Below are 15,606 nucleotides of genomic sequence, written 5' to 3'. Positions count from 1 at the left end.
CGGAAGTGTTTCTTTATGTTTCCAGGGCTGAGCAGCGGACGGCGCCATGAGGAAGGTCGACCCGGTCAAACACGAACAGCGGCGCCAGGAGATCATCCAGGCGGCGCTGCGCTGCTTCGTCAGGAACGGATTCCATGGTGCAAGCACGACCGACATCTGCGCCGAAGCCAAGATGAGCCCGGGGCACCTCTACCATTACTTCCCCAGCAAGGAGGCCATCGTCGAGGCTCTGGTGCAGAGTGACCTCGCCCATGCGGCCTCGCGCGTCGAATTGATCCTGGCATCTCCCGACATCGTCGAGGCGTTGCTGAGAGAGATCGAGGACACCAGCATCCATCGGCCTGAAGCCCAGGTCCTGAGTGCCGAGGCGCTGGCGGAAGCCTGCCGGAATCCGTCGTTCGCACGCATCGTCCAAGAACATGCGCGCGCGATACGCGCCCTGCTTGTCGATTTCCTCATCAAGGCGCAGCGCCGCGGTGAGGTCGATCCTGCGCTCGATCCCGAAGCCGCCGCCAACATTCTCTCTGCCGTGGTCGACGGCGCCCGCGCGCTGCCGATCCGCAATCCCACCGTCGACATCAAGAAAAGCACGGAGCATTTGCGGATCATGCTCAACCGCTTCCTGAGGCCGCCGGCGACGCCGATGCGACCTCCCGCGGGAAGCAGCAAGCGCCGGGCCTGTGGCCCCCTGGGTCTGCTGAAGAAGAAATGACCGGCCTCGCGGACCGTCCCGCGGTGCGCGCCAACTCGACAGATCCCGGCCTGCGCAAGGCCCGCCCTGGACGGGCGCCGCGATTGACTCCGCTCACCGCCCGCGATTGACTGCAATCAACAAGCAGCTGACCACAGCTCACAGGGAGGATGCCATGACGCGCGCCTTGCGCGAACTCGCGAGCATTGTCGCCCGGTTCGTTCCGCTGGTGGTTGCAGCCTTCCTCATCCTGCTTCCGCGTTTTGCCGGGGCCGGCGAGATTCCGACCTTCGCCGTCGACCCGTCCTGGCCCAAGCAGCTCCCCAACAACTGGATCATCGGCCAGGTCGGCGGCATCACCGTCGACTGGCAGGGCCATATCTGGATGATCCATCGGCCGCGCTCGCTGACAGACGACGAGAAAGGCGCGACGCTGACGCCGCCCCGCTCCAGATGCTGCATCCCGGCGCCGGCCGTGCTCGAATTCGATGTCGACGGCAATCTGCTCCGCGCCTGGGGCGGTCCGGGCGACGGCTACGAATGGGTCGGGCGCGAGCACGGCATCGAGGTCGACGAGCGCGGCTTCGTCTGGATCGGCGGCAATGCAGACAACGACAACGCGATCCTGAAATTCACCCTCGACGGGAAATATGTCGGGCAGATTGGCAGCATCGCGCCGAGCAAGGGCTCCAATGACACGACGCAACTCGGCAAGCCGGCTGAGACCGCGATCGACAAGGATGCCAACGAAATCTACATCGCCGACGGCTACGGCAATCGCCGGGTGATCGTGTTCGACGCGACGACACTGACCTACAAGCGGCACTGGGGCGCCTATGGCCACGTGCCTGACGACGCCAAGCAGCCGCCCTACGATCCGAAAGCGCCGGTCGCGCAGCAGTTCGGCAACCCCGTCCATTGCGTGAAGATCGCGGGTGACGGGCTGGTCTATGTCTGCGACCGCATCAATGACCGTATCCAGGTGTTCAAGAAGGACGGCACCTTCGTCAAGGAATGGTTCTTCGAGAAGAACACGCTCGGCAACGGCGCGGTGTGGGACCTCGCGATCTGGCCCGATCCGAAGCAGAGCTACTTGCTCTCGGCCGATGGCGAGAACAACGAGATCCGCATCATCGATCGCAATAACGGCAACGTGGTCGGCAGCTTCGGTCATAACGGCCGCAGCGCAGGCCAGTTTCACTGGGTGCACGCGATGGCCGTGGACAAGCTCGGCAACGTTTATACCGCCGAGGTGGACACCGGAAAACGCATCCAGAAATTCAGATTGACCTCGGACGCGCTCCGATAAACCTAAAAATGCAGGAGCCGGATCGTGGACGCGGCCCCGCGCCTTTTTGCGCATTGCTGCCGCACGCAAGAGGAGCTATCGAACGAAGATCAGCAAAAGCCCCGCTCAAGAGGGCCGCGCTGGACACAACACCAGGGAGGATACAATGACGACGACCTATGCGCGGCGGCTCGCGATGCTGCTCGCCGCCACCACGCTCGGCTTTGCTGGTCACGCTTCCGCCGACGACAAGACCGTCAAGATCGGCGTGCTCAACGACATGTCGAGCCTCTACGCCGATATCGGCGGTCCCAATTCGGTGGCCGCAGTCAACATGGCAGTGGAGGATTCCGGCCTCAAGTCCAAGGGCTGGACCATCGAGGTCATAAGCGGCGACCACCAGAACAAGCCTGATGTCGGCGTCAACATCGCAAGGCAGTGGATCGACAGCCAGAAGGTCGACGCCATCGCCGATACGCCGAACTCCGGCGTCGCGCTCGCCGTCTCCAATCTGGTCAAGGAGAAGAACGCGATCCTGCTCAATTCGGGCGCCGCGACCGCAGACCTCACCGGCAAGGCCTGCAACGCCAACACCGTCTCCTTCACCTACGACACCTACATGCTCGCCAACGGCACCGGCAAGGCGCTGACCAAAGCCGGTGGCGATACCTGGTTCTTCCTCACTGCGGATTACGCCTTCGGTGCGGCACTGGAGCGCGACACCACCGCAGTCGTCACGGCGAACGGCGGCAAGGTGCTCGGCAGCGTCAAGCATCCGATCAACTCGTCCGACTTCTCCTCCTTCCTGCTGCAGGCGCAGTCGTCGAAGGCCAAGGTCGTCGGGCTCGCCAATGCCGGCGGCGACACCACCAATGCGATCAAGCAGGCTGCCGAATTCGGCATCGTCCAGGGCGGCCAGAGGCTCGCGGCGCTGCTGCTGTTCGTCACCGACGTGCATGCACTCGGCCTCAAAGTCGCGCAGGGCCTCACCTTTACCGAGTCCTTCTATTGGGACCTGAACGACAAGACCCGCGCCTGGTCGAAGCGCTTCATGGAGGCGTCGCCCAAGCATACGATGCCCTCGATGACGGTCGCCGGCAATTACGCCGCCGTGCTGCATTACCTGAAGGCGTTGGAGGCGCTTGGCGGCAATCCGCATGACGGCGCCAAGGTGGTCGCCAAGATGAAGGAGATCCCGACCGACGATCCGCTGTTCGGCAAGGGCCCGCTGCGCGCCGATGGCCGCCGCCTGATCCCGGCCTATCTGTTCGAGGTCAAGAAGCCCGAGGAATCGAAGTACCCTTGGGACTACTACAAGCTGATCGCAACGATTGCGCCGGAAGATGCCGCCAAGCCGCTGGAAGCGAGTGACTGTCCGCTGGTGAAGAAATGACGGCGCATAATTTCTGTATGTTTCGCCTGTGTCGGACCGGAAACTTTTGAGCCATCGGCGAGGTTCGCGTGTTGCGAACCTCGCCGCTGTTTCTCCTCGCGCATCACGCATCCGCAGCGCGATCGCTGAGAGTCATGCGAAGGAGAAGCGCCTGTGATCAAGAGATAGTTACTGACCGGTGCCGTGGAGGCGCGCGCGCTCACGAGAACGACACATCGCTGTCACCTACCGCGACTAAATGCCGCAGCGCGACAGCACACGTTCTTTTAAGGCCAGCCGAATGAAAATCAGACTTCTTTCCACGGTCGCAGTTTCTGCGCTCGCCATCACGATTGCATGCACCGCTCCTGTCTCCGCGGACCAGGACGAACGGGGCCATCAGCATGCACATGACGGAGACACCGCGACACCGATCAAGCATCTCGTGATCATCTTCAACGAGAACCGTTCCTTCGACCATTATTTCGCGACCTATCCGAACGCCGGCAATCCGGTCGGAGAAATTCCCATCAAGGCCAAGCCGCATACGCCGAAGGTGAACAACCTCGCCAACGCCAATCTCCTGGTCAACAACCCGAACTCGACCAACACGGCCAACGGCACCGGCGCGACAGACCCGTTCCGCCTCGACCGCACCCAGGCCAACACCCGTTCCCAGAACCACGCCTACACGCCCGAGCAGCAGGCCTACGACAACGGCAAGGCTGACCTGTTCCCGAAATTCACGGGCCGCGGCACCGCCGGCGGTGCCGGTGCCTTCGGCACCAACGGCCAGGTGATGGGCTATTTCGACGGCAACACCGTCACGGCATTCTGGAATTACGCTCAGAACTTCGCGATGAACGACGCCGCCTATACTGACACCTACGGCCCGTCGACGCCCGGCGCGATCAACGTGATCTCCGGTCAGACCAACGGTGCGCAGAACATCGTCGGCTCGTCATCATCGATCGCAGACGGCCAGGGCGGCCTGACGCTGATCGGCGACACCGATCCCGCCTATGATTCCTGCTCGAGCACGACGAGCACGGTCTTGATGTCGGGACAGAACATCGGCGACCTGCTCAACGATGCGAAGATCAGCTGGGGCAGCTTCATGGGCGGCTTCAACCTCTCTCTGACCAACACCAACGGCACGACCGGCTGCGCGCGCAGCACCTATTCGAGCAACGTGGCCAGCACCATCACCGACTATATCCCCCACCACGCCTGGTTCCAGTATTACAAGTCGACGGCTAACCCGACCCATGCGCGGCCGAGCTCGCTTAGCGCAATTGGACACACGTACAAGGCCGACGGCAAAACCGTCGATCCGGCCAATCACGCCTATGACCTCGAGGACTTCTACGCCGCGGTCTCGGCCGGCAATTTCCCCGCCGTTTCCTACATCAAGATGCCGGCCTATCAGGACGGTCATCCCGGCAATTCCGACCCGCTCGACGAGCAGGCCGGCAACGTCGAGCTGATCAACTTCCTGCAGCAGCGTCCGGACTGGAAGGAGACCGCGGTCATCGTGACCTATGACGACTCCGACGGCTGGTACGACCACGCCTATGCGACGCCGACCAGCGCCTCCTACGACTCCAGCGCCGATCAGGTCAACGGCGCCGGCCTGTGCGGCACCGGTGCTGCCACCCAGCCTCAGCCCAAGGGCCTCAACGGCACGCCCGTCAACGGCCGCTGCGGTCCGGGCACGCGGGTTCCGTTCATCGTGATCTCGCCCTACGCCAAGCAGAACTACGTCAGCCACACGCGCATCTCGCAGGCTTCCGTGGTGCGCTTCATCGAGGACAACTGGTTGCACGGCCAGCGCCTGGGCCGCGGCTCGTTCGACGCCAGCGCCGGATCGATCATGGACCTGTTCGACTTCGAACATGATCACGACGATGAGGCGAACAAACTGTTTCTCGATCCGACTGCGGGCACCGTCATCGTGAGCGTGCCCGAAGGCCATCACCACTAGATCATGATGCGATTAGAACGAACCGCATCATGATCTCATCTCTTTGATTGAGCATGATCTCCGCGCAAACGCCTATGGCGTTTGTCGCGAGGGAAAACCGGTTTCCACTTCTCCGGATCATGCTCTAAGCGATCAGAACAGACATATGAACGTTCACATGTCGTGGCTCCTCGGCGCCGGCCTGCTCTGCATGGCCGGCGCTGTCTCCGCGCTCGAGGCGCAGGGAGTTCCTGGAGCCAATCCGAACCCGATCCACCTCGTCCGTCCGCACACTGCCCCGCTCTCCGCGATGGCGCAGCTCGGCCGGCAGATCTTCAACGACGCCTCGTTGTCGTCGTCGGGGGCGCTGTCATGCGCGTCCTGTCACAGTGCGGATCACGCTTATGGCCCACCTACTGACGAGCCGGTCATGCTCGGCGGCTCGACCCTGTCGCAACAAGGCGCGCGCGCGGTCCCATCGCTGACCTATCTCGAGCGTCAGCCGAATTTCAGCATCGGCCCCGATAAGGGCGACGACGAGAACCTCGTCGACCTGGCGCAGATGGCTGCGATCGCACAACAAGCCCCGCGCGCGAAGAAGATCGCGACGCAGAGTGCAGCTTCGGCGGCGAACATCGTGCCGCAAGGCGGCCTGTTCTGGGACGGACGCGCTGACACGCTGCAGGATCAGGCGCTGTTTCCCCTGCTCGACCGGCGCGAGATGGACGGTGGCAGCATCGAAACCGTCGCCGGCAAGCTGCGCCACGCGCCCTATGTGGAGAGCTTCATCGGCCTGTTCGGCGCCAACATCTTCAACAATCCCCGACTGCTGGTCTCGGAGGCGATGTTCGCTGTCGCCCGCTATCAGCTCGAAGAGCCGAGCTTTCATCCCTACAGCAGCAAGTTCGACTACTGGCTGGAGGGCAAGGCGCAGCTGAGCGCGAGCGAACTGCGCGGCCTGCAATTGTTCAACGATCCCGACAAGGCCAATTGCGCCGGCTGCCATCCTTCCAGCCCTACCCGCGACGGGCTGCCTCCTCTCTTCACCGACCATCAGTACGAGGCACTCGGCGCGCCGCGCAATGCAGCGCTGGCCGACAACCATGATCCAAGCCATTTTGATTTGGGCGCCTGCGGTCCGCAGCGCACCGACATCGCCGACCAGACGCAATATTGCGGCATGTTCCAGACCCCGACCTTGCGCAACGCGGCGACCCGCCGCGCATTCTTCCACAACGGCGTCTTCCGTACTCTGCAGCAGGTGCTCGATTTCTATAATTTCCGCGACACCAATCCTGAGAAGGTCTATCCGCGCGCGGCCGATGGCACCGTGCAGAAATACGACGACCTACCCGCGAAGTACCGAGCCAATGTCGACGTGACCGATCCGCCGTTCGACCGCAAAGCGGGGGAGAGTCCAGCGATAACCGCGCAGGACGAAGCCGACATCATCGCCTTCCTGAACACGTTGACCGACGGCTATCAGCCGAAGCCTTGAGCGGCCCGCCTGATCATCCCCTGATTGCTGGTGTCGCCTCTCGCCATCAGCGCAGCAGGGCCGCGAGCCGGCCGATGCCCTCCGCGATCGTCGGTTCCTGCGGCAGCGAATAGGACAGCCGGATCGTGTTCGCTCCGCTGCCGTCGTGAAAGAAAGCCGCACCCGGGACGAACGCCACCTTGGCCTCCTCGACGGCCCGCTCCAATAACGCCGCACCGGACATGGATTCCGGCAAGGTCGCCCACACGAACAGGCCGCCCTCCGGCCTGGTCCAGCTCACGCCCGACGGCATCTCGGCCTCGAGTGATCCCAGCATGGCGTCGCGCTTGCGCCGGTAATGCGCGCGCGCCGTCGCGATCAACTCGGCGTGCCGGCCGCCTTCGACCAGCCTGTGCATCACCATCTGATTGATGGCCGATACGTTCAGGTCGCTCGCCTGCTTGATGAGCACGAGACGGCCGATGATAGCGCGCGATGCGCAAACCCAACCGACGCGGAGGCCGGGCGCGACGGTCTTCGAGAACGTCCCGAGATAGATCACCCGCGAGCGGTCCAGCGAGCCGCTGCGGCCGGCATCGATGGCCTGCAGCGCCGGGAGCTCGTCCCCTTCGAGCCGCAGCGCCGAATAGGCGCTGTCTTCGAGCACCGGCACGTCGAGCTCGGCGGCCAGGTCCAGGATGTCGCCGCGCGCGGCCAGCGAGAGCGTATCTCCGGTGGGGTTGGCGAAGTCGGGCACGACATAGGCAAACTTGACGCGCGCGCCCGACGTCGCTTTCGCGGCCTCGTCGGCATAGGACGCCGGCGTCCGGTTGGAGGCGTGCGGGCGGATCACGTCGTAGCGCGGCTCGTAGGCCGAGAAAGCCTGTAGCGCGCCGAGATAGGTCGGAGCGGTGACCAGCGCCGTATCGCCGGGGGTGAGCAGCAGCTTGCCGAGGAAGTCCAGCGCCTGTTGCGAACCCGACGTGATGAGGATGTTGTCGGCCGACGCTGGGACGCCGCGCCCAGCCATGTGACCGGCAATCCATTCGCGAAGCGGAGCGTAGCCCTCGCTGACCGAATATTGCAGCGCCGCCGATGCGCCGGCCTGGTCGGCGAGAACCTCGCCATAGGCTTGCGTCGCCGCTGCTGCAGGAAACAGTGCGGGATCGGGAATCCCGCCGGCGAAGGAAATCACCCCAGGTCGTTCGAGCAGCTTGAGCAGCTCACGAATTTCCGATGCCTTCATGCGCTCGGCGCGGCGCGCGTAGATCGGTTGCCAGCTGGACATGATTCCACCCCGAGGAGCTTTGAGAGTTTATGTCAGTATAATTGACCTATTTTCGGCGAGACGCAAGACTCAAAATTCAATCAAAAGTTGAATTGTTATGCCGCAGATCCTCGGACGACAGCGAGGGGGCGGCGTCAGATCACGGGCCAGGGTCTTACGGCTGTGTGCGCTCGAGCTGCTCGTGCTTAAAGAGCCGAGCGCGCTTTACGAGGGTCGCTTGCGCTTGTGCGCAAACGGATTGGCCTTCTCGCGCAAGGTGATGCGAACCGGGGTGCCAGGCAGATCGAACGTGTCGCGCAGCGAATTGGTGAGGTAGCGCAGATAGGATTGCGGGATCGCGTCCGCCCGCGAGCAGAACAGCACGAAGCTCGGCGGCCGCGCCTTGGTCTGCGTGATGTAGTTGAGCTTCAGCCGCCGGCCCGAGACCGCCGGCGGTGGACTGGCCGCGATCGCCTGCTCGAACCAGCGATTGAGCGCCGAGGTCGGCACGCGCTTGTTCCAGACCGCATAGGCGCGGACGATCGCCTCCATCAGCCGGTCGATGCCCTCACCCATCAGGCCGGAGACTGCAACGATCGGAGCGCCTGCGACCTGCGGCAGCCAATGATCGGCATCGGCGCGCAGCGCCGAGATCTGGCCGGGCTTGCCGTCCATCAGGTCCCATTTGTTGACCGCAATCACCAGCGCGCGGCCCTCGCGCTCGATCAGATCGGCGATGCGCAAATCCTGCTCCTCGAAGCGGTTCTGCGCGTCCATCATCAGGACCACCACCTCGGCAAAGCGCACCGCGCGCAGCGCGTCCGCTACCGACAGCTTCTCCAGCTTTTCCTCGATCCGCGCACGGCGCCTCAGTCCGGCCGTGTCGTAGATGCGGAAGCCGCGGCCCTTCCAGTCGATCTCGACGGCGATGGAATCGCGCGTGGTGCCGGCCTCGGGACTGGTGAGCAGCCGCTCCTCGCCGAGCAGATGATTGATCAGGGTGGACTTGCCGGCGTTGGGACGGCCGACGATGGCGACCCGGATCGGCCGCTGCGCGCGCTCCTCGTCGGTCTCCTCGTGCTCGTCCTCATCAGACGCAGGAGGCACGAGCTGGCTCACGGCGTCATAGAGCTCGCCCATACCTTCGCCATGCTCCGCCGAGATCTGGATGGGATCGCCGAGGCCGAGCGCATAGGACTCCATCGCGCCGGCTTCGCCGTGCTTGCCCTCGCTCTTGTTGGCGAGCAGCAGCACCGGCTTGTTGGCGCGGCGGGCGAAATCGGCGAAGGCGCGGTCGGTCGGGGTCAGGCCGACGCGGGCGTCGATCACGAAGAACAGAGCGTCGGCAAGCTCGATCGCGGTCTCCGTCTGCTCCTGCATCCGCGCGGTCAGCGAGCCCTTGGCACCCTCGTCCAGTCCCGCGGTGTCGATCACCGTGAAGGCGAGGTCGCCGAGACGGGCCTCACCTTCGCGGCGGTCGCGGGTCACCCCCGGCAGGTCGTCGACCAGCGCCAGCTTCTGTCCGACCAGGCGGTTGAACAGAGTGGATTTGCCGACATTGGGCCGGCCGATGATGGCAATCGTGAACATGATGATCCAATGCGCCCCTGGTGCGCTTTACGCCGAAAGCTCTAGCTCAATCGGCCAGCGACTGGAATGACGCGCCGGAACAGTCGGTCAAAGGATTAACGGCTGAAGGAGCCGCTCGGCATCGGCGCCGGGAATGAACCGGACGTGCCTGATTGCTGCTGCGGCTGGGCGGCCGTTGTATCGTCCTGGGGCGGTGCCGTGGTGCGGCGGCGGGCGATCTTCTTGGGCTTCGGCGCGGGCGGCACGCCTGCGGCGCCCTCCTCGACCGCAGCGGCCTCGCCATCCTGCGGCGGCTGGTCGGCCGGCGCGGCAGCGGTGTGCCTGGCTTTCTTGCCCTTCTTCGCCTTCGGCTCCTCGGCCGGCGGGGGCTGCACAGGCTGAGCCGCCTGCTGCTGCTCCTCGGTCTGCTGCTTTTCGACCTCGCCCTTGTAGAGCTCCTTCGGCACGCCCTGCTCGAGCCCGGGTACGCCCTCCGGAAACACCGGCTTGCGGTCGCCGGGCAGCTTCTTCTTGGTGTCGAGAAAATCGAGCAGATCGCTCGGGTCGAAACTGCCGCCGCTCGCACAGCCGCCCAGCACGCTGGAGAACGCGAACAGGATGGTGGCGGCAATCAAGCGTTGGTGGCGGCGCATGGTCGGTCCCCCGTTCAAACGTAAAGTCCTGCCGTCGGGCGTCGTCAGCTCTTGGCCACGGGCGGCAACAAGGCCTGCAGCGCCTCCGCGCGCGAGCGCAGCGCCGGCGGCGTCTCGCCATCGAGCGCGATCATGTCCAGCCATTGCCGGGCCGCAGCCGCATCATTGCCGCGCCATGCGGAGAGGGCCAACAGCTCCCGCGCGGCGTGCCGGAACGGTGCGCCAGCCCCGGTGTCGCCTTCCAGGCGCAGCTTCATGTCCTGATAGCTTGCCGTATCGACGAGCAGGCCGGCGGCGCGAAGCCGCGCCAGCGCCTGCTGCTCGCCGCCGATGCTGCGGTCGGCCGCCAATTCGTCGTAGAGCTTGGCCGCCGCCTGCTTGTCACGTGTCGCGGCCTCGGCAGCCTCGCGGAAACGGGCCAGCATGCGATAGCCGGACGGCGCCCTGCCGGCCAGATCGGCGAACGCCTTTTCCGCCTCGGCGTGCTTGTTCTGGTCAGAAAGTTCCACGGCCTTGTTGAAGGCGGCGCCCGCATCGGCGGCCTTCTGCCCCTCGAGATATTGGTAAGCGCGCCAGCCGCCGACGCCGGCGACGACCAGGAGCGCCACCGCAATGATGAAAATCGAATACCGGTCCCACAGCTGCTTGAGCTGCTCGCGGCGGACCTCTTCGCTTACTTCATCAAAAAATTCAGACACTTAGCGATGTCCCATGATAACCGCTGTGAGGTGTTTCGCGTGCGGTATTAACGTGCCGGCGAGCACCCAGCCCCCGATATGTGGCGCCGATACCGCGCCGATATGGCGGAGGCAAGGCCGGCCTTGCGGAATCAAGAGCTTAATACCGGTTTTGCGTCGCTCCCGCCGGAACGCGGCTATCATGCCCTCACCGCTTCGCGCAACTGCCTTCTGATCCCCTCGCGTGGAACGGGCTCGGTTCTCAGGTCTTGGTCTTCATGTCGTAGACATGTTCGGCGGCCGGAAAGGCGCGCGAGCGGACATCCGCCGCATAGGCCGCCACGGCCTCCTCGATGGCGGGTCCGAGATTACCGTAGCGGCGAACGAATTTCGGCACTTTCGGCGACAATCCGAGCATGTCCTCCAGCACCAGCACCTGACCGTCGCAAGCTGCGCTGGCGCCGATACCGATGGTTGGAATAGCGACGTCTTGCGTGATCTTGCGCGCCAGCGGCTCGGCGACCGCCTCGATCACCATCGAGAAGGCGCCGGCCTCGGCGATTGCGCGCGCATCGTTCTCGATCGGGGCCCAGCTGTCCGCCTCGCGCCCCTGGGCCTTAAAACTTCCGAGGGTGTTGATCGATTGCGGTGTCAGACCGATATGCCCCATCACCGGAATCCCGCGCTCGGTGAGAAACCGCACCGTCTCGGCCATCCGCACGCCGCCTTCGAGCTTGACCGCGCCGCACTGCGTCTCCTTCATGATCCGCGCCGCCGAATGGAACGCCTGCTCTTTACCGGCCTCATACGAGCCGAACGGCATGTCCACCACGACCAGCGCCTGGCGTGAACCGCGCATGACGGCGCTCCCCTGCAGGATCATCATGTCGAGCGTGACCGGCACGGTGGTCTCGAAGCCATGCATGACGTTGCCGAGCGAATCCCCCACCAGGATCACATCACAATGCCGATCGACCACCGCCGCAGTGTGGGCGTGGTAGGAGGTCAGCATCACGATCGGCTCGCCGCCCTTGCGGGCCCGGATGTCGGGAGCCGTCTTGCGCCGGGTCGTGGATTGGACCGACATCGTCAGCTCCCCATCACGGGAATGCCGAGCACGACCGGGTGGAAGGCGAAGGCTAGCGCCAGATAGGCGACGATCCCGACCACTACCGCGATCAGATCGTTGCCGATGCCGCCGACAGGAATCGGCGGGGCGCCCGGATCGGCACGGCGCTTCAGCGAGATGCGATCGTACACCGCCCAGGCCAGGATCGAACCGAACAGAACGATGCCGCCGAGATCGCCATTGGCGAGCAGATGGCCGAATGCCCATAGCTTCACGCCTGCCAGCATCGGATGCTTGACGGCACTATAGATGCGGCCGCGGACATAGGCTGCGACGACCAGGATCACCGCCGGCAGCATCAAGGCGATGTTGAGATGCTTCAGAAATTTCGGAGGATTCCATACGGCCTGGAACTCGTCGGCGCGATAATGCGCAAAGCCCCAGACGATCAAGGCGAGGCCGGCCAGCGCCACCAGCGAATAGACGATCTTGTAGGTCCCTTCGCCCATGGACGCGATCAACCGCGCCCGCGCCCCGCGCTGCGCCGTGAACACATGGGCGCCAAGAAATAGCACCAGCCCCACCACCATCACCAGAAGTCCCACGATCGATCCCCCTCTTGCGTGCTGGCGTCAGTCAGACCCCCGTATCATTTTTGGTGGTCGCATCGCAATGTGTCGGCAGCAGTCCGCACTTCAAGTCACTGTTTCTCCGACGACGTCTTCCCGAGGTCGCGATTATCGACGTAGCGGATCGCGATGGGACGCCCGGCGAGCGCGCCGCCCAGATTGGATGAGAACTTGAGCGGCAGGCACGACTGGAGCGAACTGTTGATCGCCTTCAGATAGGTGTCGCGCGTATCGGCCGAGACACCTGACGTCGCGTAGGTCAGCCGCGGTGAGCCGATCATCTCGCCGTCGCGCTTGAAGCTGAAGCGCACCGTCATCTGCATGCCCTCGCGCGCGGCATCCGCCGCCGGCGGCGTCCAGCAGGACCTGAGCGCTGCGAACAGATCGCCGATATTGTCGAGATCGTGGTCGGGCTTCTGATACTTTGCCGCCTGATCCTTTGCAGGCACGCTCTGCACCGTGAGCTGCAGATTCTCCCCGTACGGATAGTCCATTTCCGGTATGCACGGCCACGGCCCATAGACGCCGCAATAGGACGGCGTGCACGGCCCTTCGTCGAGCACGCTGCAGGGCGTGTGGGCAAACGGCACCGGATTGATCTGGCGAGCGCGCCGCTGTGCGGAAGCCATCGCGGGGACCAGCAGCAGCAGGATCAGGCAAAGACGCAGCATGGATGACACCAGGGATCGCTCACGAGAAGGTGGTCGCGGCGCCCGCCGACACAAGGCCAATCCCGTTCACGTCTGCGCGTTCCGTCTCCTCGCGCGGCCGACTCGACCCTGGCGCCGGAACTTGGTTAGATCACGGCAACAGCGACCTCACGAAAGACGAAATATGAGCCCGTCCACACGCCAGACCACGATCAACGTCATCAATCCCAACATGACGGAATCGATGACCGCGCTGATCGCGAAGGCTGCGCAGGCGAGCGCGAGCCCGACGACGCGCGTCGTCGGCCGGACTGCGCGTTTCGGCGCCGCTTCGATCGAGGGACATTACGACGAGGCCCTGGCGACCATCGGCATGTTGAAGGAAGTGGCCGAGGGCGATGCGGCCGGCTGCGACGCCCATGTCATCGCCTGCTTCGGCGATCCTGGCCTGCTCGCCGCGCGCGAGCTCTCCGCCGCACCCGTGCTCGGCATTGCGGAGGCGGCCATGCACGCCGCGAGCTTCGTCGCCACCCGCTTCAGCATCGTCACCACGCTGTCGCGCACCAAGATCATCGCCGAACATCTGGTGCGCAACTACGGCATGGAGCATAGTTGCCGCAAGGTTCGCGCCGTCGATGTGGCGGTGCTCGATCTCGACAAGCCGGAGGCCAATGTCCGCGGCATTCTGCTCGACGAATGCCGCGATGCGCTTGATAACGACGGCATCGGCGCGATCGTGTTGGGCTGCGCCGGGATGGCGGATCTTGCGCAGGAGCTGTCCGGCGAGCTCGGTATTCCCGTGATCGACGGCGTCGCCGCGGCAGTGCGCTTTGCCGAAGCGCTGGTGGGACTGGGGCTGAAGACCTCCAAGCACGGAGATCTCGCCTTCCCCCTGGCCAAGGCCCGCACAGCGATTTGAGGTCCTGCCCACCCGGGCAGTTACGAAACCGCGGATGACGCTCCACATTTGGGATCACCCCTGTTTGGAGCCGCCCATGTCCAATCTGCCCGTGTCCGATCTGTCCGCCCTCACCTCGCTGTCGTCAGCCCTCAACGCCATCGTCGTACAAGCCGCTGGCGCGGTCGTGTCCGTCCACTCCCACCGCTCCCGTGCGACCGGCTTCGTCTGGAAGCCCGGCCTTGTGGTCACCGCCGAGGAGGCACTGGCCGACGAGGGCGAGATTACGCTGGTGTTTGCCGACGGCAGCACGCGACCGGCGACTATCGCGGGCCGCGATCACACCACCGACGTCGCCCTGCTCCGCTTCGAGGCTGCGGGCCTTCCCGGCACGCTCACGCCCGCAGGACTCAAGAACGCGGTGCCGCCGCTTGCCTCGCTTGCGGTGGTCGTCGCAACTGATGATGGTGCGCCAACCGCGGCGCTCGCGATGGTCTCGAAATCGGCCGGCGCCTGGCGCAGCCTGCGCGGCGGCGAGATCAGCGCGCGTATCGAGCTCGGCACCCGCCTGCGCCGCAGTCAGGAGGGCGGCTTGGTCCTCAGCGCCGATGGCAGGGCCATCGGCATGGCGGTGCTGGGTCCGCGCCGGACGCTGGTGATCCCTGCGGCCACGATCGAACACGTTGCCGGCAGGCTCGAAACCCACGGCCGGATCGCGCGCGGCTATCTCGGCGTCGGCCTGCAGCCGGTGAAGCTCGATGACGGCATCGGCGCGATGGTGATGAGCATCGACAAGAACGGCCCGGCGGCGGCCGCCGGCCTGCGCCAGGGCGATGTGCTCACCGCGCTCAACAATCAGTCCTTCAGCAGCATGCGGGCCTTGATGCGCGAACTTGGCCCCGACAGTGTCGGTGCCGTGGTCGACGTGGCGGGCCTGCGCGGCGGCGAGCCGGTCCGCTTTGCGCTCACCATCGGCGAGAGGCCGGCCGCGTGACGGAGGAGACGAGGCCGCCGATCGTCATCGCGATCAATCTCGACGATCCCGATCTTGCGGACCGGCTTGCGGCGCTGCTCGGAAAAGTCGGCGGCCTGCGCCTGGCGGCGCCGGGCGAGCCTGCCGATGTCGTCGTGGTCGCGCCGCAGCCTGCCGAGGACGGTACCGCCGACAGTTTTCAGCTCACCGCGCGCGAACGCGACGTGCTGGCCCTGCTCGCCGAAGGAGCTTCGAACAAGGAGATCGCCCGCGCGCTCGGCATCTCCGTGCACACGGCCAAATTCCACGTCGGCTCGTTGTTGGACAAGCTCGACGCCACCGGCCGCACCGATGCGGTCGCCCACGCCGCGCGGCACGGGATCATCAATTTGTAGAGCTACGGCTTGTCATTCCGTAGAGCGCAGGTCCA

Annotated in this window: 15 protein-coding genes; 8 read left to right on the top strand and 7 right to left on the bottom strand. The window is 64.8% G+C overall.

Annotated features, from left to right (window positions below):
- Positions 1–46 precede the first annotated feature (46 nt).
- The 5 genes from QX034_RS27605 to QX034_RS27585 all read left to right on the top strand — a co-directional run bounded on the left by QX034_RS27605 (position 47) and on the right by QX034_RS27585 (position 6,812).
- On the top strand, positions 47–712 hold the full coding sequence (locus QX034_RS27605; protein ID WP_315704235.1) for a TetR/AcrR family transcriptional regulator: 666 nt from the start codon (positions 47–49) through the stop codon (positions 710–712).
- A gap of 154 nt (positions 713–866) precedes the next feature.
- Entirely contained in the window at positions 867–2,000 is a 1,134-nt protein-coding gene (locus QX034_RS27600) for a hypothetical protein (RefSeq protein WP_315704236.1), read from the top strand.
- A 145-nt stretch (positions 2,001–2,145) separates the two neighbouring features.
- Positions 2,146–3,372: an ABC transporter substrate-binding protein gene (locus QX034_RS27595; protein WP_316196137.1), complete on the top strand. Its 1,227-nt coding sequence runs from the start codon at positions 2,146–2,148 to the stop codon at positions 3,370–3,372.
- A 280-nt stretch (positions 3,373–3,652) separates the two neighbouring features.
- A complete protein-coding gene (locus QX034_RS27590; protein WP_316196135.1) occupies positions 3,653–5,335 on the top strand; it encodes an alkaline phosphatase family protein in 1,683 nt (560 codons plus the stop codon).
- A gap of 157 nt (positions 5,336–5,492) precedes the next feature.
- A complete protein-coding gene (locus QX034_RS27585; protein ID WP_315704239.1) occupies positions 5,493–6,812 on the top strand; it encodes a cytochrome-c peroxidase in 1,320 nt (439 codons plus the stop codon).
- A gap of 46 nt (positions 6,813–6,858) precedes the next feature.
- Here QX034_RS27585 and QX034_RS27580 read toward each other — a convergent pair whose 3' ends face one another.
- The 7 genes from QX034_RS27580 to QX034_RS27550 all read right to left on the bottom strand — a co-directional run bounded on the left by QX034_RS27580 (position 6,859) and on the right by QX034_RS27550 (position 13,326).
- The gene (locus QX034_RS27580) at positions 6,859–8,079 is read right to left on the bottom strand and encodes a PLP-dependent aminotransferase family protein (protein ID WP_315704240.1); all 1,221 of its coding nucleotides are present in this window, start codon (positions 8,077–8,079) and stop codon (positions 6,859–6,861) included.
- Between the two features lie 204 nt (positions 8,080–8,283).
- On the bottom strand, positions 8,284–9,651 hold the full coding sequence (gene der, locus QX034_RS27575; protein WP_315704303.1) for a ribosome biogenesis GTPase Der: 1,368 nt from the start codon (positions 9,649–9,651) through the stop codon (positions 8,284–8,286).
- Positions 9,652–9,743: 92 nt separating this feature from the next.
- Positions 9,744–10,280, bottom strand: coding sequence for a hypothetical protein (locus QX034_RS27570; RefSeq protein ID WP_316196133.1), 537 nt, complete (start codon positions 10,278–10,280; stop codon positions 9,744–9,746).
- Positions 10,281–10,324: 44 nt separating this feature from the next.
- A complete protein-coding gene (locus QX034_RS27565) occupies positions 10,325–10,978 on the bottom strand; it encodes a tetratricopeptide repeat protein (protein WP_315704242.1) in 654 nt (217 codons plus the stop codon).
- Between the two features lie 241 nt (positions 10,979–11,219).
- The gene (panB, locus tag QX034_RS27560; RefSeq protein ID WP_315704243.1) at positions 11,220–12,044 is read right to left on the bottom strand and encodes a 3-methyl-2-oxobutanoate hydroxymethyltransferase; all 825 of its coding nucleotides are present in this window, start codon (positions 12,042–12,044) and stop codon (positions 11,220–11,222) included.
- A 2-nt stretch (positions 12,045–12,046) separates the two neighbouring features.
- On the bottom strand, positions 12,047–12,631 hold the full coding sequence (locus QX034_RS27555; protein WP_316196131.1) for an NnrU family protein: 585 nt from the start codon (positions 12,629–12,631) through the stop codon (positions 12,047–12,049).
- 95 nt (positions 12,632–12,726) lie between these two features.
- Complete coding sequence (locus QX034_RS27550) at positions 12,727–13,326, bottom strand: hypothetical protein (RefSeq protein WP_315704245.1); 600 nt, start codon at positions 13,324–13,326, stop codon at positions 12,727–12,729.
- 163 nt (positions 13,327–13,489) lie between these two features.
- Here QX034_RS27550 and QX034_RS27545 point away from each other — a divergent pair, with 163 nt between their 5' ends.
- From QX034_RS27545 to QX034_RS27535, 3 genes are all read left to right on the top strand, one after another.
- On the top strand, positions 13,490–14,224 hold the full coding sequence (locus QX034_RS27545) for an aspartate/glutamate racemase family protein (RefSeq protein ID WP_315744420.1): 735 nt from the start codon (positions 13,490–13,492) through the stop codon (positions 14,222–14,224).
- 76 nt (positions 14,225–14,300) lie between these two features.
- Entirely contained in the window at positions 14,301–15,197 is an 897-nt protein-coding gene (locus QX034_RS27540; RefSeq protein WP_409977498.1) for a S1C family serine protease, read from the top strand.
- Entirely contained in the window at positions 15,194–15,571 is a 378-nt protein-coding gene (locus tag QX034_RS27535; protein WP_315704247.1) for a helix-turn-helix transcriptional regulator, read from the top strand. Before QX034_RS27540 ends, QX034_RS27535 begins: the two co-directional genes overlap by 4 nt.
- Positions 15,572–15,606: the final 35 nt, after the last annotated feature.

The sequence above is a fragment of the Bradyrhizobium sp. SZCCHNR3119 genome (assembly GCF_032487775.1).
Classification (GTDB): Bacteria; Pseudomonadota; Alphaproteobacteria; order Rhizobiales; family Xanthobacteraceae; genus Bradyrhizobium.
Note: the sequence above shows the minus strand (reverse complement) of the source record. Positions and strands in the feature narration are given on the sequence as shown.

Excerpts from the sequence above, each read along its gene's own strand:
- QX034_RS27605 (WP_315704235.1), top strand. The coding sequence starts at position 47 with ATGAGGAAGGTCGACCCGGTCAAACACGAACAGCGGCGCCAGGAGATC.
- QX034_RS27590 (WP_316196135.1), top strand. The coding sequence starts at position 3,653 with ATGAAAATCAGACTTCTTTCCACGGTCGCAGTTTCTGCGCTCGCCATC.
- QX034_RS27550 (WP_315704245.1), bottom strand. The coding sequence starts at position 13,326 with ATGCTGCGTCTTTGCCTGATCCTGCTGCTGCTGGTCCCCGCGATGGCT.
- QX034_RS27545 (WP_315744420.1), top strand. The coding sequence starts at position 13,490 with ATGAGCCCGTCCACACGCCAGACCACGATCAACGTCATCAATCCCAAC.
- QX034_RS27600 (WP_315704236.1), top strand. The coding sequence starts at position 867 with ATGACGCGCGCCTTGCGCGAACTCGCGAGCATTGTCGCCCGGTTCGTT.
- QX034_RS27580 (WP_315704240.1), bottom strand. The coding sequence starts at position 8,079 with ATGTCCAGCTGGCAACCGATCTACGCGCGCCGCGCCGAGCGCATGAAG.
- QX034_RS27585 (WP_315704239.1), top strand. The coding sequence starts at position 5,493 with ATGTCGTGGCTCCTCGGCGCCGGCCTGCTCTGCATGGCCGGCGCTGTC.
- QX034_RS27595 (WP_316196137.1), top strand. The coding sequence starts at position 2,146 with ATGACGACGACCTATGCGCGGCGGCTCGCGATGCTGCTCGCCGCCACC.
- panB (WP_315704243.1), bottom strand. The coding sequence starts at position 12,044 with ATGTCGGTCCAATCCACGACCCGGCGCAAGACGGCTCCCGACATCCGG.
- QX034_RS27570 (WP_316196133.1), bottom strand. The coding sequence starts at position 10,280 with ATGCGCCGCCACCAACGCTTGATTGCCGCCACCATCCTGTTCGCGTTC.
- QX034_RS27540 (WP_409977498.1), top strand. The coding sequence starts at position 14,301 with ATGTCCAATCTGCCCGTGTCCGATCTGTCCGCCCTCACCTCGCTGTCG.